Origin of the sequence: Streptomyces sp. CMB-StM0423, assembly GCF_002847285.1 — a bacterium.
Lineage (GTDB): Bacteria > Actinomycetota > Actinomycetes > Streptomycetales > Streptomycetaceae > Streptomyces.
Genome location: NZ_CP025407.1, coordinates 5270351 through 5288964, shown reverse-complemented (window position 1 = coordinate 5288964; position 18614 = coordinate 5270351). Strand labels below are relative to the sequence as shown.

The 18614-nt window shown below is 74.0% G+C and carries 16 protein-coding genes and 1 pseudogene; 7 read left to right on the top strand and 10 right to left on the bottom strand.

What is annotated here, in order from left to right; translation table 11 throughout:
* Positions 1 to 73: 73 nt before the first annotated feature.
* Complete coding sequence (locus tag CXR04_RS23120) at positions 74 to 625, top strand: GtrA family protein (protein ID WP_101424212.1); 552 nt, start codon at positions 74 to 76, stop codon at positions 623 to 625.
* A gap of 134 nt (positions 626 to 759) precedes the next feature.
* Here the strand turns inward: CXR04_RS23120 and CXR04_RS23115 are convergent, their stop codons facing one another.
* Entirely contained in the window at positions 760 to 2001 is a 1242-nt protein-coding gene (locus CXR04_RS23115) for an ATP-binding protein (protein WP_101424211.1), read from the bottom strand.
* Positions 2002 to 2028: 27 nt separating this feature from the next.
* Entirely contained in the window at positions 2029 to 2703 is a 675-nt protein-coding gene (locus CXR04_RS23110; RefSeq protein WP_047016091.1) for a response regulator transcription factor, read from the bottom strand.
* A 203-nt stretch (positions 2704 to 2906) separates the two neighbouring features.
* Here CXR04_RS23110 and CXR04_RS23105 point away from each other — a divergent pair, with 203 nt between their 5' ends.
* Positions 2907 to 3863, top strand: coding sequence for an alpha/beta hydrolase fold domain-containing protein (locus tag CXR04_RS23105; protein ID WP_101426545.1), 957 nt, complete (start codon positions 2907 to 2909; stop codon positions 3861 to 3863).
* A gap of 118 nt (positions 3864 to 3981) precedes the next feature.
* On the opposite strand, the gene CXR04_RS23100 is transcribed toward CXR04_RS23105, so the two are convergent.
* Both CXR04_RS23100 and CXR04_RS23095 read right to left on the bottom strand, forming a co-directional pair.
* Complete coding sequence (locus CXR04_RS23100) at positions 3982 to 4518, bottom strand: ATP-binding protein (RefSeq protein WP_234380428.1); 537 nt, start codon at positions 4516 to 4518, stop codon at positions 3982 to 3984.
* Between the two features lie 200 nt (positions 4519 to 4718).
* A complete protein-coding gene (locus CXR04_RS23095) occupies positions 4719 to 5087 on the bottom strand; it encodes an STAS domain-containing protein (protein WP_101424209.1) in 369 nt (122 codons plus the stop codon).
* Positions 5088 to 5333: 246 nt separating this feature from the next.
* On the opposite strand from CXR04_RS23095, the gene CXR04_RS23090 reads away from it, so the two are divergent.
* Together CXR04_RS23090 and CXR04_RS23085 are read left to right on the top strand one after the other, a co-directional pair.
* A complete protein-coding gene (locus CXR04_RS23090) occupies positions 5334 to 6356 on the top strand; it encodes an RNA polymerase sigma factor SigF (protein ID WP_101424208.1) in 1023 nt (340 codons plus the stop codon).
* Between the two features lie 70 nt (positions 6357 to 6426).
* On the top strand, positions 6427 to 7794 hold the full coding sequence (locus CXR04_RS23085) for an alpha/beta fold hydrolase (protein ID WP_101424207.1): 1368 nt from the start codon (positions 6427 to 6429) through the stop codon (positions 7792 to 7794).
* A gap of 68 nt (positions 7795 to 7862) precedes the next feature.
* Here the strand turns inward: CXR04_RS23085 and hutI are convergent, their stop codons facing one another.
* The 4 genes from hutI to hutU all read right to left on the bottom strand — a co-directional run bounded on the left by hutI (position 7863) and on the right by hutU (position 13429).
* Positions 7863 to 9044 carry an imidazolonepropionase gene (gene hutI / locus CXR04_RS23080; protein WP_101424206.1) on the bottom strand — a complete coding sequence of 394 codons (1182 nt, stop codon included), beginning with the start codon at positions 9042 to 9044 and terminating at the stop codon, positions 7863 to 7865.
* Positions 9045 to 9159: 115 nt separating this feature from the next.
* A complete protein-coding gene (locus CXR04_RS23075) occupies positions 9160 to 10500 on the bottom strand; it encodes a formimidoylglutamate deiminase (RefSeq protein WP_101424205.1) in 1341 nt (446 codons plus the stop codon).
* On the bottom strand, positions 10497 to 11717 hold the full coding sequence (locus CXR04_RS23070) for an allantoate amidohydrolase (RefSeq protein ID WP_101426544.1): 1221 nt from the start codon (positions 11715 to 11717) through the stop codon (positions 10497 to 10499). Before CXR04_RS23070 ends, CXR04_RS23075 begins: the two co-directional genes overlap by 4 nt.
* Positions 11718 to 11737: 20 nt before the next feature.
* Positions 11738 to 13429: a urocanate hydratase gene (gene hutU / locus CXR04_RS23065; RefSeq protein WP_101424204.1), complete on the bottom strand. Its 1692-nt coding sequence runs from the start codon at positions 13427 to 13429 to the stop codon at positions 11738 to 11740.
* 153 nt (positions 13430 to 13582) lie between these two features.
* On the opposite strand from hutU, the gene CXR04_RS23060 reads away from it, so the two are divergent.
* Together CXR04_RS23060 and CXR04_RS23055 are read left to right on the top strand one after the other, a co-directional pair.
* Positions 13583 to 14947, top strand: coding sequence for a diaminopimelate decarboxylase (locus CXR04_RS23060; protein WP_101424203.1), 1365 nt, complete (start codon positions 13583 to 13585; stop codon positions 14945 to 14947).
* Positions 14905 to 15321 (top strand): annotated as a pseudogene (locus CXR04_RS23055) (hypothetical protein); the annotation flags it as partial. The gene CXR04_RS23060 and the pseudogene CXR04_RS23055, both read left to right, overlap by 43 nt.
* A gap of 54 nt (positions 15322 to 15375) precedes the next feature.
* Here CXR04_RS23055 and CXR04_RS23050 read toward each other — a convergent pair.
* Positions 15376 to 16029: a pyridoxine/pyridoxamine 5'-phosphate oxidase gene (locus CXR04_RS23050; protein ID WP_199850514.1), complete on the bottom strand. Its 654-nt coding sequence runs from the start codon at positions 16027 to 16029 to the stop codon at positions 15376 to 15378.
* An 81-nt stretch (positions 16030 to 16110) separates the two neighbouring features.
* Entirely contained in the window at positions 16111 to 17010 is a 900-nt protein-coding gene (locus tag CXR04_RS23045) for a Bax inhibitor-1/YccA family protein (RefSeq protein ID WP_101424202.1), read from the bottom strand.
* 238 nt (positions 17011 to 17248) lie between these two features.
* Between CXR04_RS23045 and CXR04_RS23040 the strand changes: the two genes are divergently transcribed.
* Positions 17249 to 18481, top strand: coding sequence for an acetyl-CoA C-acetyltransferase (locus CXR04_RS23040; protein ID WP_199850513.1), 1233 nt, complete (start codon positions 17249 to 17251; stop codon positions 18479 to 18481).
* Positions 18482 to 18614: the final 133 nt, after the last annotated feature.

Genomic DNA, 18614 nt, shown 5'->3' with positions numbered 1-18614 from the left:
CCATCGGAGTCTGACGATCTTGATGAGTGCACGGCAACCGGGGGTAACGCGGCTCCGCCGCCTGAGCCGCGAGGTGGCCGAGTTCGCCGTGGTCGGGGGCATCGGCGTCCTGGTCAACCTGGCGGTCTTCAACCTCGTGCGGAACTCCACGGAGCTCCCCGTGGTCCGCTGCAGCATGATCTCGACGGCCGTCGCCATCATCTTCAACTACATAGGCTTCCGGTACTTCACCTACCGCGACCGGGACAAGACCCGGCCCCCGCGCGAGTTCACCCTGTTCCTGGTCTTCAGCGCCGCCGGGCTCGTCATCGAGAACGGCCTGCTGTACGTGGCCACGTACGGGTTCGACTGGGACACCCCGCTGCAGAGCAACATCTTCAAGTTCCTGGGCATCGGGGTGGCGTCGCTGTTCCGCTTCTGGTCCTACCGGAGCTGGGTGTTCCGTGCGGTGCCCGCGGCCCGGGCCGCCGCCGCGCCCGCGGATGCCGGGGAAGCCGGCGACATACCCGCGGCCGCCGAGGCACGGATCCCGGGCAGCCGGCGGAAGCCGCGCGAGACCAAGGAGCCGGAGGAGGAGCCGGGGGAACCCGAGGCGCAGGAAGAGGCGGTCGGAGCGCGGCGGTAGCGTTCACGCCCCGTACGAGCCCTCACGTATCGCGTACGCGCCTCCCTCCACCCCCGTAAGCCTGCCCGCGCGCCCCGTACCCGGGCGGCCGTGTGCCCCCGTACCCGAGCCGGCCGCGGGCCCCGTACGCCCCCTCAGTGTTCCTCGTGCTCCCGCGCGAGGAACAGCGCGAACGTCGTCGGCTTCTGCTGCACCAGCTCCAGCCGCCCTCCGTCCGCCTCCGCCAGGTCGCGGGCGACCGCCAGCCCCAGCCCGGTCGAGTTACGCCCGCTGACCGTGCGCTCGAAGACCCGGGAGCCGAGGTCCACGGGGACGCCTGGACCCTCGTCGGTGACCTCCACGACCACCTGGTTGCCCGTGACCCGGGTGCGCAGCGCGACCGTCCCCGCGCCGTGCATCAGCGCGTTCTCGATCAGCGTCGCGAGCACCTGCGCCACCGCCCCCGGCGTGCCCACCGCGCGCAGGTCCTTCTTGCCGGAGCGGACGATCGCCCGCCCCTCACCGCGGTACGCGGGCCGCCACTCCTCCAACTGCTGCTTGACCACCTCGTCCAGGTCGAAGCCCATCCCCGAGCCGGCCTTGGGGTCCCGGGACTTGGTCAGCAGCCGCTGCACCACGTCCGTCAGCCGCTCCACCTGGGTGAGCGCGACCGCCGCCTCCTCCTTGACCGTCGCCGGGTCGTCGGTGAGCGCGATCTCCTCCAGCCGCATGGACAGCGCGGTCAGCGGCGTACGGAGCTGGTGCGAGGCGTCCGCCGCCAGCCGCCGCTCGGCGGTGAGCATCCGCGCGATCCGCTCGGCGCTGGCGTCCAGCACGTCGGCGACGCGGTCCAGCTCGGGGACGCCGTAGCGGCGGTGGCGGGTGCGCTGGTCGCCGGAGCCGAGGCGCTCTGCGGTCTCGGCGAGGTCGGTGAGCGGGGCGGTGAGGCGGTTGGCCTGGCGGACGGCGAGCAGCACGGCGGCGCCGACGGCGAGCAGCGCCACGGCGAAGATGATCAGCAGGGTCTGGCCCAGCTCGTCGTTGACCCGGTCGCGGGCCTCCATGACCGTGACCCGCTCGCCCCTGCTGCCGGTCTCGGTGGCCGCGATGACCGAGCCCTCGGGCCGCTCACCGATCTTGACCGGCGGCCCGCCGGGCAGCTCCACCTCCGCGTACCGCCCGTCCGTGACCTGCGCGGCGAGCGCCTGGCGGGTCACCCGCGCGTCGTCGGCGATCTTGCCTTCCACGACGCTGAACAGCCGCACGGCCTCGGACTGCACCCGGTCGCGCGCGGCGGCCTCGATGGTGCGGGTCTCGACGATGACGAGCGAGACGCCGAAGACGGCGATGACGACGAGCACGACCGCGAGGGTGCTGTTGATGAGCCGTCTGCGCATGGCTGCCGGAGGCCGCGGGCGGCCGGCCTAGCTCTTCTCGAAGCGGAAGCCCACTCCGCGGACGGTCGCGATGTAGCGGGGGTTCGCGGCGTCGTCGCCGAGCTTCTTGCGCAGCCAGGAGATGTGCATGTCGAGCGTCTTGGTCGACGACCACCAGGTGGTGTCCCACACCTCGCGCATCAACTGCTCGCGCGTGACCACCCGGCCCGCGTCCCGCACCAGCACCCGCAGCAGGTCGAACTCCTTCGCCGTGAGCTGCAGTTCCTCCTCGCCGAGCCAGGCGCGGTGCGAGTCGGTGTCGATGCGCACGCCGTGGGTGGCGGGCGGCTGCGCCTCGGTGGAGCCGCGGCGCAGCAGGGCCCGGACCCGGGCGAGCAGTTCGGCGAGGCGGAAGGGCTTGGTGACGTAGTCGTCGGCGCCCGCGTCGAGGCCGACGACGGTGTCCACCTCGTCCGCGCGGGCGGTGAGCACCAGCACGGGGAAGCCGTGCCCGTCGGCGCGCAGCCGCCGGCACACCTCCAGGCCGTCCATGCCGGGGAGGCCCAGGTCGAGCACGAGGAGGTCGACGCCGCCGCGGAGCCCGGCACCGAGCGCCGTGGGACCGTCTTCCCGTACCTCCACCTCGTAGCCCTCCCGGCGCAGCGCGCGGGCCAGCGGTTCCGAGATGGCCGCGTCGTCCTCGGCCAGCAGTACTCGGGTCATGGTGCGATGGTAGACCTCCCGTCACCGAGAGTGGGCCGGTGGCGTCGGGTTCGCTCACCTCCCGGTACGCGGTCGAACGCCTCGGCGGCGCCCGTGCGCCGGTTCGCGCCGTCCGCCGGATCGCGGTCGCCGGATCGCGGCGCGTGGCGTTGTCGGCGACCATGAGGGCACCGGGCCGGCCGGTCCGCGGGGAGGCGGGTGCGATGGCTGCGGTACGGGTCCGGTGGCGGCGGCGGCTCGTGGCCGCGGTGCTGGGGACCGCCGCGGCGCTCACGGCGGTGGTGCTGCAGCCGGCCGGGACGGTGCCCGCGGAGCGCACGGCGGAGCGGATGGCGGAGCAGCGGCCCGGCGCAGACGGGGCGCTCAGGCGCAGCGTCGAGGCGTACGGGGAGCATCCGCGGCAGCGCGTCACCGTCCACTGGCAGCCGCGGCGGGCGCTCCGGGGCGGGCTCGTCGTGCTGCACGGGGGGTACTGGTCGTACGACACCGACTGGGAGCACTGGGCGCGGGCCTTCGCCCGGCGCGGGTACGCGGTCTTCGACGCCGGTTACCGCCTCACCCCCGAGGTGCCGTGGCCGGCGCAGCGGGACGACGTGCTGGCGGCGCTGCGGTGGGTGCGGCACAACGCCGCCGGGTACGCCGTGGATCCGGCGCGGGTGGCGGTGCTGGGCTCGTCGGCGGGCGGGCAGCTCGCCGTCGCGGCGGCCACGTACGGGGCGGGGGCCGCGCGCAGCGCCGGGGTGGTGGCGCTGTCGCCGGTGGCGTCGCCGTACCGGGCCTGGCTGGACGGCGGGGCGCCGGGGGCGACGGCGGCGGAGCGGCGGCTGCGCGCGAGCGCGGAGCGGCTGGCGGGGTGCGTACCGGACGGCACCCCGTCCCTGTCGGCGGACCCGGGGTGCCGGCGGGCGTGGTGGTCGCTGGATCCGCGCAGCACGGCGTCCGGGCGGGACGACGCCCCGATGCTGCTGCTGCACTCGGCGCACGACTTCGTGCCCGCGTACCACTCGGAGGAGGTGGCGGCCGCGGAGCGGGCGCAGGGGATGCCGGCGGGGGACGTACGGGTGCAGGTGGTGCCGGGCAGCGCGCACGGGATGCGGCTGCTGACCCAGCCGGGGGTCGTCGGGGAGATCGAGGGGTGGCTGCGGGGGCGGATCGGTTAGGCGTACGCGCCGGGCGGGGGGCGTACGACAATCGGCTCGTACGACGTGCGGCGGGCGGGACACGTACGGCAGAGGCCAAGCTGCCCGTACGAAGACCGTCAGTGCTCCGTACGACGGGCTAGAGCGGCGCGGACAGCTCCGCCCACACCGTCTTGCCCGCCACTCCCGCCTCCCGCTGGACGCCCCAGTCGAGGCACAGCCGCTGCACGATGAACATCCCGTGCCCGCCCGGCCTGCTGGCCCGGTGCGGGTTGCGCGGCTCGGGCGTACCGGTGCCGGAGTCGCTGACCTCCAGCCGCAGCACCTTCCCCGCCGTGCGCAGCCGCAGCTCGTCCGGGCCGCCGCCGTGCAGGCAGGCGTTGGTGACCAGCTCCGAGACGACGAGCAGGACGTCCTCCGCGGCCGCGCGCTGCTCCGCGTTGACCGCGGGCAGCCAGCCCCAGTCCTCCAGCGCCCGGCGGGCGAAGTCGCGGGCGCGGGGCACCATGCCGCTGGCGCCGACGAGCCGCAGCCGGCGCACCTGTCCCGCGGGGGCGGGCTCGCCGGCCGGATCGGCCGCGGCGGCACCGCCGTCGGGGCGCGCGGGCGCGGCGGCGCCGCTGCCGGCCTCGCCCTCCGGCGGCAGTGCGCCCGGCGGCAACGACCTGAAGCTCATCGCCTCACGACACCCCCTTCGCGCAACCGCACGCCCGCTCGCGCACCCGTCCGCGCATTCGCGCCCTTCCTGCCCGTTCCAGAAGTTTCGCCTGGGCTTCTGCCCTACGAGATCGCGGAAACACCCCCGAGTTTCCCCGGGAAGCTGTGACGCGCATCACCTGACGCACCGGCCCCACCCGGCTTCCGGTGACAGGGAGGTCACTCCACGAGGGCGGCTTCCAGGGTGTCGTGCAGCGAGAAGACCGCCTCCGCACCCGTGATCTCGAAGACTCTGGCCACCACCGGCTGCAGGCCCGCGAGGTGCACTGCTCCCCCGTCGGCCTCCGCTTTCAGGCGGGCACCGAGGAGCACGTTCAGCCCGGTCGAGTCGCAGAACTCCAGGCGTGAGCAGTCGAGTACGAGCCGGCTGCGGCCGCCGGCGATGCATCGCTCCAGCGGCTCCCGCAGCACCTCGGCCGTGTGGTAATCGAGTTCACCCGCAGGTGTGAGGACGGCGCTCCCGCCATGGACCCGCACATCGACGTGCAGTCGGCCGCGGCTCGGGCTTCCGGCGGTTCCGGCGTCCATGCGCGCTTGTCTCCTGACCCTCGGGCTGTCGTGCGATGCAGCCCCGACCCTACGCCTTTGGTCACACGTTCGGCACCCGAACAGCCAACATAATAGGGCAAATATGGACACCTGATTCTTGCACCGGAGGAGAGAAGCGGGTAGGGCTAGAAGCACTCACCACACGTGGCCTTGGGAGGCGCCGCAGACCACAAGCGGACAAGAACTGGCATCGGCAGCCGCATTGCCGAGAACGATGGAGGACAAATGTCAACCCGGCTCGACGCCGCGGCGAGCACGCCGCCGGCACGACCCCACGCCGAGCACGGCAACGACCACACTGAGCACCACGGCGACGCCGTCGTCTCCCGTGGCGGGCCCGGCGGCGAGGACGCCGCCGACCAGGCCACCGAGGACCCCGCGAGCATCGCGGACACCGCGAACGACGCGGACACCGCCGGCGGCGCGGCGCCCGCGTTCACGGGGAGCATCGACGAACTGGAGGGCATCGCCTTCGACGAGGTCGCCCCCGGGGACGCACGGGCCATGTCGAAGACCCTCTTCGACCGGCTCGGCACCCTCGAAGAGGGCACCCACGAGTACTCGTACGTGCGCAACACCCTGATCGAACTCAACCTGGCGCTGGTGAAGTTCGCCGCCTCCCGGTTCCGCTCGCGCAGCGAGCCGATGGAGGACATCATCCAGGTCGGCACGATCGGGCTCATCAAGGCGATCGACCGCTTCGAGCCCGCCCGCGGGGTGGAGTTCCCCACCTTCGCAATGCCGACGATCATCGGCGAGATCAAGCGCTTCTTCCGCGACACCTCCTGGTCCGTACGCGTCCCGCGGCGGCTGCAGGAGCTGCGCCTCGACCTGGCGAAGGCGGGCGACGAGCTGGCGCAGCAGCTCGACCGCGCCCCCACGGTCGACGAGTTGGCCGAGCGGCTGGACATCGGCAGGGACGAGGTCGTCGAGGGCATGGCCGCCTCGAACGCCTACACCGCCAGCTCGCTGGACGCGCAGCCCGAGGAGGACGACTCCGAGAGCACCCTTGCCGACCGCATCGGCTACGAGGACCACGGCCTGGAGGGCATCGAGTACGTCGAGTCCCTCAAGCCGCTGATAGCGGAGCTGACGCCGCGCGACCGGAAGATCCTCTCGCTGCGCTTCGTGGCCAACATGACCCAGTCGGAGATCGGCGAGGAGCTGGGCATCTCGCAGATGCACGTCTCCCGGCTGCTGTCGCGGACGCTGGTGCGGCTGCGCAAGGGGCTGATGGTCGAGGAGTGAGCCACGGGCCGGGCACCGGGCCGAAAGCCGCCTCCCCGCGTTTCCGGGGAGGCGGTGCCATGATCGGCCCATGGCCTCCCCCCGGCGGCGGACCGGCCGCCAGGCCCCGGTGCTCGCCCTGCTCACAGCGCTGGCGCTGGCGTGGACGGGCGCCTGCGCGCTGCCGGGCGGGAACGGTCCGGAGCCGCCCGGCGCCGGCACCTCCTCGTACGAACCGGACCCCGGCGGCGACGAGTGGACCCCCTGCCCGCTGACGGGCATGGAGCAGCGCGAATGCCGCGGCGTCACCGTGCCCGTCGGCGGCGACAGCCACGAGACCCTCCGCCTCGCGCTCTCCCGGCTGCCCGCCCGCGACCCCGGCCGCCGCATCGGCGCGCTCGTCCTCGCGCCCGGCGGGCCGGGTCTGTCGGGCCTCCAGGAGGCCGTGTCCGCCGGCGTCGACTACCCGCGCGCGCTGCGCGACCGGTTCGACATCGTCGGCTACGACCGCCGCGGCACCGGCCGAAGCCACCGCGTCGACTGCGGCGAGCCCCGCGGCGCGCTCGACCGCCTCCGCACCGCGCGCAGCCTCCGGCTCGTCCGGGACGTCACCGCCGTCGACGCCGCCGCCCGCGACTACGTCGAGGGCTGCCGCCTCTCCTACGGCCCGCTGCTGGCCCGCCTCGGCTCCCGCGCGGGCGCCACGGACCTGGAGCGGGTCCGGCGCGCTCTGGGTGAGGAGCGGATCAGCCTGCTGCTGCACTCGTACGCCACGGCGGCCGGGCAGGTCTACGTCACCCGTCACCCGGAGCGGGTGCGGGCGGCGGTCTTCGACGGGGTCGTCGACCCGGACCGGCCGGGCACGTCCTACGTACTGAGGACGCTGCACACCCGCCAGGAGCTGGACGACGAGCAGGTCCCGGAGCCGGGGCCCAGGGCCGTACCGAAGGCGGTGCCGTCCGACGTCCGGGCGGCGCTCGACGAACTGGACCCGGGGCCGCCGCCGCTCGCGCTCTTCCTGGGCGTCCACTGCACGGACTTCCGGTGGCCGGGCAACCTGCGGGCGCTGCTGCGGGAGCTCGACGACGCGCACGAGGCGCGGTGGCGTACGCGGACGGTGGCGCGCGACTACGCGCCCTGCGTGCACTGGCCGGGGCGCGGGGAGCCGCTGGGCGCGGTCCGGCCCGGGGGCGGTGACGGGGGCGGTGACGGGGGCGGTGACGGGGGCTACGGCGCGGCCGACGGGGCGGATCTGCTGCTGATCAACAGCGAGGACGACATCCGCACCCCGGCGGCGGGCGCGGAGCGGGTGGCGATGCGGTTCCGGGCGCCGCTGCTGACGGTGCCGGGCGGGCGGCACGGGCTGGTGGGCTTCGGCAACGAGTGCGCGGAGCGCGCGGCCGTGGAGCATCTGACGGCACGCCCCGCGGCGGCCCCGGACGCGAACCTCAGTTGCTGACCGGCGCGGTGGGACCGTCCGCCGCTCCTGAGTTGTCGCCCGTCGCGCTCGCGCCGGGTCGCCGCTCCTCAGTTGCCGCCCGCCGTCACCCGCTCCCCCCGCCGCCACACCTCCGCCACCAGCGGCACCCCCGGCCGGTACGCCAGGTGCACGTGGCTCGGCGCGTCCAGCAGCGCCGCGTCCGCCCGCGCGCCCGGTGCGAGGCGGCCGACGTCCGTGCGCCGCAGCGCCGCAGCGCCACCCGCCGTCGCGGACCACACCGCCTCGTCCGGCGTCATGCCCATCTCCCGTACCGCGACGGCCACGCAGAACGGCATGGAGCTGGTGAACGACGATCCCGGGTTGCAGTCCGTCGACAGCGCCACCGTCGCGCCCGCGTCCAGCACCCGCCGCACGTCCGGGTAGACCGCCCGGGTCGAGAACTCGCAGCCCGGCAGGAACGTCGCCACCGTCACCCCCGACGCCAGCGCCGCCACGTCCGCGTCGGTCAGGTGCGTCAGGTGGTCCGCGGACGCCGCCTCCAGCTCGACGGCGAGCTGCACCCCAGGACCGTACGACAGTTGGTTCGCGTGCACCCGCGGGGTCAGGCCGCGTACCTTGCCGGCCGCGAGGATCGACCGCGCCTGGTCGCCGTCGAACGCCCCCTTCTCGCAGAAGACGTCGATCCACCGCGCGTACGGCGCGCAGGCGTCCAGCATCTCGCCGGTGACCAGGTCGACGTACGCGCCCGGATCGTCCGCGTACTCCGGCGCGACGACATGCGCACCGAGGTACGTGACCTCCTCCACCTGCTCCGCCGCGACCCGCAGCCCCCGCGCCTCGTCCGCCACCGTCAGCCCGTAGCCGGACTTCGTCTCCAGCGTCGTCGTGCCCTGCCGGAGCATCTCGCGGACGAACCGGGCGAGGTTGGCCGCCAGTTCCTCGTCGGTCGCGGCGCGGGTGGCGGCGACCGTCGTGCGGATGCCGCCCGCGGTGTACGGGCGCCCCGACATCCGGGCGGCGAACTCGCGGGTGCGGTCGCCGGCGAAGACGAGGTGGGAGTGCGAGTCGACGAAGCCCGGGAGCAGCGCCCGCCCCGCCGCGTCGTACGCCGTGTCCGCGGCCGGCGCCGCGTCCGCCGCGCCGACCCAGGCGACGCGGTCGCCGTCGAAGACGACGGCCGCGTCCTCCAGCAGGCCGAGCGGCCCGTCGCCGAGGGCCGGGTCGTTGGTGACGAGGCTGCCGATGTTGACGATGGCGATGGCGGTCATGTTCCTGCCCTCGTGGGTCGGGGTGGCGTGCCGGACGGGGATACGGGTTCCTGCCTCGTGGGCGGGTGGCGGGGGCGGGGGTACGGCCGGTGGCGTGCGGGCGGGGATGCGGGAGTCAGCCGCGCAGCGCCGCGATCGCCGCCGTCAGCGCCCCCGGTACGTCCTCCACGAGCGCGTGCGCCCCGTCCCGTACGACGTGCCGGCCCCCCACCACCGTGTGCCGCACGTCCGCCGCCGTCGCCGCGAACACCGCCGTCTCCGCGCCGAGCCGCGGCACCGCGCCCGCCGTGCGCACGCTGTCCAGCGCCACGGTGGTGAAGTCCGCGAGCCCGCCCGGCTCCAGCCGGGCCGGTGCGGCCCAGCCGAGGGCCTCGTAACCGCCCTCGGTGGCGGCGCGCAGCAGTTGGTGGGCCGTCCAGTGGCCGCGGCGGCGGGTGCGCAGCCGCTCGTTCAGCTCCAGCGCCCGCGCCTCCTCGAAGAGGTCGATCACGGCGTGGCTGTCGCTGCCCAGCGACAGCGGGCTGCCCGCCCGCTCCACGGCCCCGGCCGGGCCGATGCCGTCCGCGAGGTCCCGTTCGGTGGTGGGGCACATGCACACACCGGTGCTGCTGCGGCCGACGAGGGTGAGGTCGTCGGCGGTGAGGTGGGTGGCGTGCACGGCGGTGGTGTGGAGGCCGAGGACGCCGTGGTCGGCGAGGAGGCGGGCGGGGGTGACGCCGTGGGCGGCGACGCACGCCTCGTTCTCGGCAGGCTGCTCGGAGAGGTGGACGTGCAGCGGGACGCGCCGGTCGGCGGCCCAGCCCGCGACGGTGGCGAGCTGTCCCGCGGGCACCGCGCGTACGGAGTGGACGGCGGCGCCGACGCGCGCGGTGTCGTCGTCGGGTTCGAGGGCCTCGGCGCGCTCCGCCCACGCGTCGGCGTCGCCGTCGCTGAAGCGGAGCTGGTGCCGCCCGGGAGGCTGCCCGAAGCCGGCGGCCAGGTACGCGGTGTCGAGCAGGGTCAGCCGGACTCCGGCCGCCGCGGCGGCGGCGATCAGTGCGTGGCCCATGGCGTTGGGGTCGTCGTAGCGGGCGCCGCCGGGCGCGTGGTGGACGTAGTGGAACTCGCCGACGCAGGTGATCCCCGCGAGCGCCATCTCGGCGTAGACGGCCCGGGCGAGGTCGTAGTACGTGCCGGGGGTGAGCCGGTCCGCGACGCCGTACATCACCTCGCGCCAGGTCCAGAACGTCCCGGAGCCGACCTGGACGGTGCCGCGCAGCGCGCGGTGGAAGGCGTGGCTGTGGGCGTTCGCCAGGCCGGGGAGGGTGAGGCCGCGCAGGACGGTGGCGCCCGGCGGCGGCGCGGGGACCGCGGTCCGTACCGCGGCGAGCAGCCCGCCGGACGCCGCCGCCTCCAGGACGACACCGGGTTCCACGACCCCACCGACCCATGCCTGTTCCGCCCAGTACGTCGTCACGCGGCCCCTTCCGACCGAGGTACGGAACTGCCGTCGGCGGCCAGGTCCGCCAGCACGTCCGCGAGCGCCCGTACGCCCGCCGCGCAGTCGTCCTCGGCCGCCGACTCGGCCGGCGCGTGCGAGACGCCGGTCGGATTCCGTACGTACAGCATGGCCGCCGGCACCGCCCCGGACAGGATCCCGGCGTCGTGTCCCGCCCCCGTCGGAAGCAGGGGCGCGCCGCCGAGGCGCGCGGCGAGGCGGTCGCGCAGGGCGTGGTCGAAGTCGACGACGGGCGTCAGCGACTCGCGGGTGACCTCCAGCGCCGTGCCGTCGCGGCCGGCGCGCTCGCGCGCGGCCTGCTCGACGGCGGCGACGAGGGTGTGCAGGGTCTCCTCGTCGGCGGCGCGGGAGTCGAGCCAGCCGCGGACGAGCGAGGGGATGGCGTTGACGCCGTTGGGCTCGACGGCGACCTTGCCGAAGGTGGCTCGGGCGCCCGCCTGCGCGGCCTTCTTGCGGGCGGACAGCACGGTGTGGGCGTAGGTCAGCATCGGGTCGTGGCGGTCCTCCATGCGGGTCGTGCCCGCGTGGTTGGCCTCGCCGCGGAAGTCGAACCGCCAGCGGCCGTGCGGCCAGATCGCCGATGCCACGCCCACCGCGTGGTCCGTACCGGCGAGCGCCACGCCCTGCTCGACGTGCAGTTCGACGAAGGCGCCGATGCGCGCCAGCCGCTCGGGGTCGGAGCCGATGCCGTCGGGGTCCTGCCCCGCGCGCTCCATCGCCTGCGGCAGGGTGACGCCATCCGCGTCGCGCAATTCGTGCGCGGCGGCGGTGGTGAGCTGTCCGGCGGTGAGCCGGGAGCCGACGCAGGCCAGGCCGAAGCGGGCGCCTTCCTCGTCGCCGAAGTTGACCACGCCGAGGGGTCGGCCGGGGCGGGCGCCGCGGGCGCGCAACTCGTCGAGGGCGGCGAACGCGGAGACGACGCCGAGGGGGCCGTCGAAGGCGCCGCCGTCGGGTACCGAGTCGAGGTGCGAGCCGGTGACGACGGCGCCGCCGGCGGCGGGGTCGCCGAGCCAGGCCCACTGGTTGCCGTTGCGGTCGGTCTCGTACGCGAGCCCGCGCGCGCCCGCCTGCGCCCGGAACCAGGCCCGGCAGTCGGCGTCCGCCGCCGTCCACGCGAACCGGCGGTAGCCACCGGAGGGCGCGTACCGCCCGAGGGGGCGCAGCTCGCGCCACATCTCCTGGAACGAGGACGGGCTCACGCGGGTCCGCTTTCCGCGTTCTCCCGCATCGGTACGCGCACGCCGCGCTCGGCCGCGATCTCCTCGGCCCGCTCGTAGCCCGCGTCGACGTGCCGGATGACGCCCATGCCCGGGTCGTTGGTCAGCACCCGGCGGATCTTCTCGCCCGCGAGCGCCGTGCCGTCGGCGACGGTGACCTGGCCCGCGTGCAGCGAGCGCCCCATGCCGACGCCGCCGCCGTGGTGGAGGGAGACCCAGGAGGCGCCGGAGGCGACGTTGACCATGGCGTTGAGCAGCGGCCAGTCCGCAATGGCGTCGGAGCCGTCGCGCATGGCCTCGGTCTCGCGGTACGGGGACGCCACCGAGCCGCAGTCGAGGTGGTCACGGCCGATGACCAGCGGCGCGGCCAGCTCGCCGCTCGCGACCATGTCGTTGAACCGCTCGCCGGCCCGGTCCCGCTCGCCGTAGCCGAGCCAGCAGATGCGCGCGGGCAGCCCCTGGAACTGCACGCGCTCGCCGGCCAGCCGGATCCAGCGGGCCAGCGACTCGTTCCCGGGGAAGAGGTCGAGGACGGCGCGGTCGGTGGCGGCGATGTCCTTCGGGTCGCCGGACAGCGCGGCCCAGCGGAAGGGACCCTTGCCCTCGCTGAACAGGGGGCGGATGTAGGCGGGTACGAAGCCGGGGAAGTCGAAGGCGCGCGCGTAGCCGGCGAGCTTGGCCTCGCCGCGGATGGAGTTGCCGTAGTCGAAGACCTCGGCGCCCGCGTCCTGGAAGCCGACCATCGCCTCGACGTGCCGGGCCATCGACTCGCGGGCGCGGACGGTGAAGTCGGCGGGCTTCTCGGCGGCGTACGCGGCCATGTCGGCGAAGTCGACGCCGAGCGGGAGGTACGCGAGCGGATCGTGGGCGGAGGTCTGGTCGGTGACGATGTCGATCGGGGCGCCGGCGGCGAGCAACTCGGGCACCAGCTCCGCGGCGTTGCCGAGGACGCCGACGGACAGCGGGCGGCGGGCGTCGCGGGCCTCGGTGGCCAGCCGCAGGGCGTGCTCCAGGCTGTCGGCCTGCGCGTCGAGGTAGCCGTGCGCCAGGCGGCGCTCGATGCGGGAGGGGTCGCACTCGATGCAGAGCGCGACGCCGTCGTTCATGGTGACGGCGAGCGGCTGGGCGCCGCCCATGCCGCCGAGTCCCGCGGTGAGGGTGATCGTCCCGGCGAGGGTGCCGCCGCTGTGCCTGTTCTCACGACTGAGCTTCGCGGCGACGGCGGCGAAGGTCTCGTACGTGCCCTGGAGGATGCCCTGCGTGCCGATGTAGATCCACGAACCGGCGGTCATCTGGCCGTACATGGTCAGCCCCAGGGCCTCCAGCCGGCGGAACTCCTCCCAGGTGGCCCAGTCGCCGACGAGGTTGCTGTTGGCGATGAGGACCCGGGGCGCCCACTCGTGGGTCTGCATGACGCCGACGGGGCGGCCGGACTGGACGAGCATGGTCTCGTCGGGGCCGAGCGTCGTCAGCGTGCGCACCATGGCGTCGAAGGAGTCCCAGTCGCGGGCGGCCTTGCCCGTGCCGCCGTAGACGACGAGCTTGTCGGGGTGCTCGGCGACCTCGGGGTCGAGGTTGTTCTGCAGCATCCGCAGGGCGGCTTCCTGCTGCCACCCGCGGGCGCTCGACTGGTTGCCGCGCGGGGCCCGCACGGGTCGGGGTCCTGCCATGCCTGCCTCCTGGCGCGCCGTCCGTTTCCGAAGCCGTTCTGAATGAACAGAAACACATCCTGACGCGACTGAATTACCCTAGTCAAGGCCGCCTCGCGTCCGACAGTTGGACGCCGTACGACAGCATTTGCGGACGGATGATTGACTGCCGCCATGCCTTACGACGAGCCCGTTTCCGTGCCGGAGAACCTCCCGCTCGCCGCCCGCCGCGACCTGGCGGTACGCGCGGCGCTGGCCGCGGGCCTGGTGTCCGACGCCGAGCCGGTGGTGGGGCTGCTGGACGTCGCGGGCATCCGCGAGTCCGCGGCCGCGCTGCGGGCCGCGTTCGACGGGGTGGTGTCGCCGGGGACGCCGGTGCTGCACTCCTTCGCGGTCAAGGCCGCCTCCCTGGTGCCGGTGCTGCGGCTGCTCGCCGACGAGGGCCTGGGCGCGGAGGTGGCCAGCCCCGGGGAACTGGAGCTGGCCCGCGCCGCGGACGTACCCCCGGACCGCACCGTGCTCGACTCCCCCGCCAAGACCGCCGCGGAACTGCGCGGCGCCCTGGCCCTGGGCATCGCGGTCAACGCGGACAACCCCGGGGAACTGGCCCGCATCGACGGCCTGGTCCGCTCGGCGCCGACCCGCTCGACGATCGGCGTACGGATCAACCCGCAGGTCGGCGGCGGCAGCATCGGCGCGATGAGCACGGCGACGGCCACGTCGAAGTTCGGCGTGACGCTCCAGGACGAGGGCGCCCGCGACTGGCTGATCCGGGCGTACGCCGACCGCCCCTGGCTCACCGCGCTGCACACCCACACGGGCTCGCAGGGCGTGCCGCTGCCGCTGATGGCGGCGGGGGTGCGCGCGGCGTACGAACTGGCGGAGGAGATCAACGCGGCCGCGGGCCGGCGGCAGGTCACCACACTGGACATCGGCGGCGGCCTGCCGGTGAACTTCGGCTCCGACGACGTGGAGCCCACCTTCGCCGACTACGCCCGCCTCCTGCACGCCGAGATCCCGGGCCTCTTCGACGGCCGCTACGCGCTGATCACGGAGTTCGGCCGCTCCCTGCTGGCGAAGAACGGCCTGGTGCTGGCCCGCGTCGAGTACGCCAAGTCCGCCGGCGGCCGCCCCATCGCGGTCACCCACGCGGGCGTCCAGGTGGCCGTACGCACGGTCTTCGCGCCGGACTCCTGGCCGCTGCGCGTGACGGCGTACGACGCGGCGGGCCACCCCAAGACGGGCACCCCGGTCGCCCAGGACGTGGCGGGCCCGTGCTGCTTCGCCGGCGACCTGGTCGCCCGCGCCCGCGAACTCCCCCCGCTGGCGGCGGGCGACCACGTGGCGCTCCTCGACACGGGCGCGTACTACTTCTCCAACCCCTTCTCCTACAACAGCCTCCCCCGCCCGGCGATCCACGGCTTCACGACGGACGCCGCCGAGGTCCGCTTCGCGACGGTCAGAACAGCCCAGACCCTCCCGGAAATCGTCAAGGAATCCGGCGGCCCCCACAGCAGATCGCTGACGAACCTGACCTGACCACCGGTGCCGTCGCCGGGCGGATCGGCGGGGCGTTGTGGGTGCCGTTCGTCATCGGGTTCGTGGTGGCGATGCTGACCGCCGCCTCGTACGTCGAGTTGGTCGGCAAGTATCCGCGGGCCGCGGGGGCGGCGTTGTACACCCAGAAGGCGTTCCGGGTGCCGTTCGGCGTGGACTTCCCCGCGAAGCTGTTCGCGCTCATCGCGCTCCTTGCCGTGTCCAACTCGGCGCTGATCAACATCATGATGGCCTCCCGCCTCTGCTACGGCCTCGCCAGCGAGCGGGTGCTGCCGCGCGGGATGGCGCGCGTGCTGCCGGGGCGGCGGACGCCCGTGGTGGGGATCGTCTTCGTCACGGCGCCGGCCATCGGGATCGGGCTGTGGATCGTCAGCCAGGTCGCCCTGCGGGCGGCCGGGCAGAAGTGAGGCTCACGGCCACAGGAGGTGCTTCGTCCACCCGGGTGGGGCCGACTCGTAGACGAGGCGGGTGTGGCGGCGGGACTTGTCGCCCTGCCAGAACTCCACCGTCCGCGGCCGTACCGCGTACAACGTCCAGCCGGGCGCCAGCAGCTCCGGGTCCGCCTCGATCCGGGCCAGGGACCCGGCGACCGCCGCGTCCCGCTCCGCCGGGTCCGCGAGCGGGCGGGACTGGCGGCCGAGGAGGGCCTCCGCGCGGGCGCCGGCCCCGCGGGCGCGGAAGTCCGCGGCGCTCAGCTCCGGGTCCGCGGTCACGACCGGGCCCCGGATCCGTACCTGGCGGGCCAGCGGGGACCAGTAGAACGTCAGCGCCGCGTACGGCCGCTCCGCCAGCTCCCGGCCCTTCGGGCTGCCCGCGTCCGAGGCGAACTGCCAGCCGTCCGGGCCGACGTCCTTGAGGATCAGCACCCGCGCCGACGGGTCGCCGGCCGCGTCCGCCGTCGACAGGGTCATCGCGTGCGGCTCGCGCACCCCCGCCCCTACGGCGTCCAGCAGCCAGCTCGCGAAGAGCGCGACCGGCTCGTCCGGTGTCTCCCGCGGGTCGAACGACGGCAGGTCGCCCTCGAAGACCTCGATCCCCCGCAGCAGCCGCCTCAGATCGGTCATGCCCACCCCCTTCATGCCGGTGGCCCGGCCGGAGGGATCCGGCCGGGCCACACGGTCAGTCGTTCAGTCGTGTCCGCCGTGTCAGTCGCCGCCCTGGAGGATGGCGACCAGGCGCAGCATCTCCAGGTAGATCCAGACCAGGGTCAGGGTCAGCCCGAAGGCGGCGAGCCACGCCTCGTTCTTCGGGGCGCCGTAGGCGATGCCGTCCTCGACCTGCTTGAAGTCCAGGGCCAGGAAGCACGCGCCGAGCACGACGCCGATGATGCCGAACAGGATGCCGAGGCCGCCGCTGCGCAGGCCCATGCCGTCGCCGCCGCCGATGAGCGAGGCGAACAGGTTGACCGCCATCAGCAGCACGAAGCCGATGGCCGCGCCGACGACGAACCGCTGGAACCGGGCCGTGACCCGGATGATCCGCAGCTTGTACGCGACGAGCACACCGAAGAACACCGCCATCGTGCCGAGCACGGCCTGCATGACCGCGCCGTCGACGTAGGTGTTGAAGTACTCGCTGATGATGCCGAGGAAGACACCCTCAAGGACCGCGTACGACAGGATCAGCGCGGGGACGGGCCGGCGCTTGAACGCCTGGACCATCGCGAGCACGAAGGCGCCGAGGGCGGCCACCAGGCCGATGCCGAGCGACTTCTCGCCGTCGAAGGTGATCCAGGAGGCGACGGCCGCGAGGATCACCAGGCCGAGCGTCATGCCCGTGCGGGACACGACGTCGTCCATGGTCATCCGGTTGCCGGCGGGAGCCGCGTACGGCGCCCACTCACCCTGCTGCTGGTCCGCGGGCGCGTAGGGGTTCCGCGGGGCGGCACCCGGCTGCTGCGCATACGGGTTGGTGCCGGGCTGGGCGTACGGGTTGTTGCCCTGGGCGACAGTGGGGCCCCCGGCCTGCGACGGCGCGTTGAAGCCTGCCGAACCGCCCTCGCGGCTGAACCCCCGTCGCGTGAAGACCGGGTTGCTGCTCCTCATCTCACTCCTCAGTGGCCGCACTGCGCGGCCTTGGGACAAGAGTAATGGGTAGGCAAAGACATCGCGCCAGTACCTCAGGAGGATCTTTCACAAGGCTTTTCCCAGACTTTCCCCCTTCGGGGTAAGCAAGCGCTCAGAAATTGAGGTCCGCGTCACAGCGCGAGAACCGTGACCCCCTCGCTACGTACGGGTAACTTCAGCCCAGGACCCTGCCCCTCCGCGTTCCCTGGGAGCCGTGATGCCCGAAGCCGTGATCGTCTCTGCCACCCGCTCCCCGATCGGCCGGGCCGGGAAGGGCTCGCTCAAGGACGTCCGCCCCGACGACCTGACCGCGGGGATCGTCCGGGCCGCTCTCGACAAGGTGCCGGGGCTCGACCCCGGGGACATCGACGACCTCATGCTCGGCTGCGGCCTGCCCGGCGGGGAGCAGGGACACAACCTGGGCCGGGTGGTCGCCGTGCAACTCGGCATGGACCGCCTCCCCGGCTGCACCATCACCCGCTACTGCTCCTCCTCACTGCAGACCACGCGGATGGCGTTCCACGCCATCAAGGCCGGCGAGGGCGACGTGTTCGTCTCGGCGGGCGTGGAGACGGTCTCGCGGTTCGTCAACGGATCCTCCGACGGCATGCCCGGTACCCACAACCCCTTCTTCGCCGGGGCCGAGGCCCGTACCGCGGAACGCCAGGAGAAGGGCGCGGCTTTCGGGGGAGGAGGCTGGCACGACCCGCGCGCGGACGGCCTCGTCCCGGACGTGTACATCGCCATGGGGCAGACGGCGGAGAACCTGGCGCGGGCGAAGGGCGTCACGCGGCAGGACATGGACGAGTTCGGCGTGCGGTCGCAGAACCTCGCGGAGAAGGCCATCGCCGCGGGCTTCTGGGAGCGCGAGATCACGCCGGTCACCACCCCGGACGGCACGGTGGTGACCAAGGACGACGGCCCGCGGCCCGGCGTGACGATGGCAGGGGTCGCGGGGCTGAAGCCGGTGTTCCGCCCGGACGGGCTGGTCACCGCCGGCAACTGCTGCCCGCTCAACGACGGCGCCGCGGCGGTCGTCGTGATGTCCGACACCAAGGCGCGTGAGCTGGGTCTCACCCCGCTGGCGCGGATCGTCTCGACCGGCCTTTCCGCGCTGTCCCCGGAGATCATGGGCCTGGGCCCGGTGGAGGCGAGCAAGCAGGCGCTCGCACGGGCCGGGATGGCGATCGGCGACATCGACCTGGTGGAGATCAACGAGGCGTTCGCCGCGCAGGTCATCCCCTCGTACCGGGATCTGGGCATCGACCTGGACCGGCTGAACGTCAACGGCGGTGCCATCGCCGTCGGCCACCCCTTCGGCATGACGGGCGCGCGGATCACGACGACGCTCATCAACTCCCTGCAGTGGCACGACAAGCAGTTCGGCCTGGAGACGATGTGCGTCGGCGGCGGGCAGGGGATGGCGATGGTGCTGGAGCGGCTGAGCTGAGCGTACGGAACGGGCGCGGGGGCGTACGGGACGTGTTCCGCGCCCCGTCATGCGGCGGTGGGACCAAAGGCCCGTCCTATTCATGCCATTTTCCGCTAGGGGTGGGGTTCTGCCCTCCGGCAGGCTGAGGTAG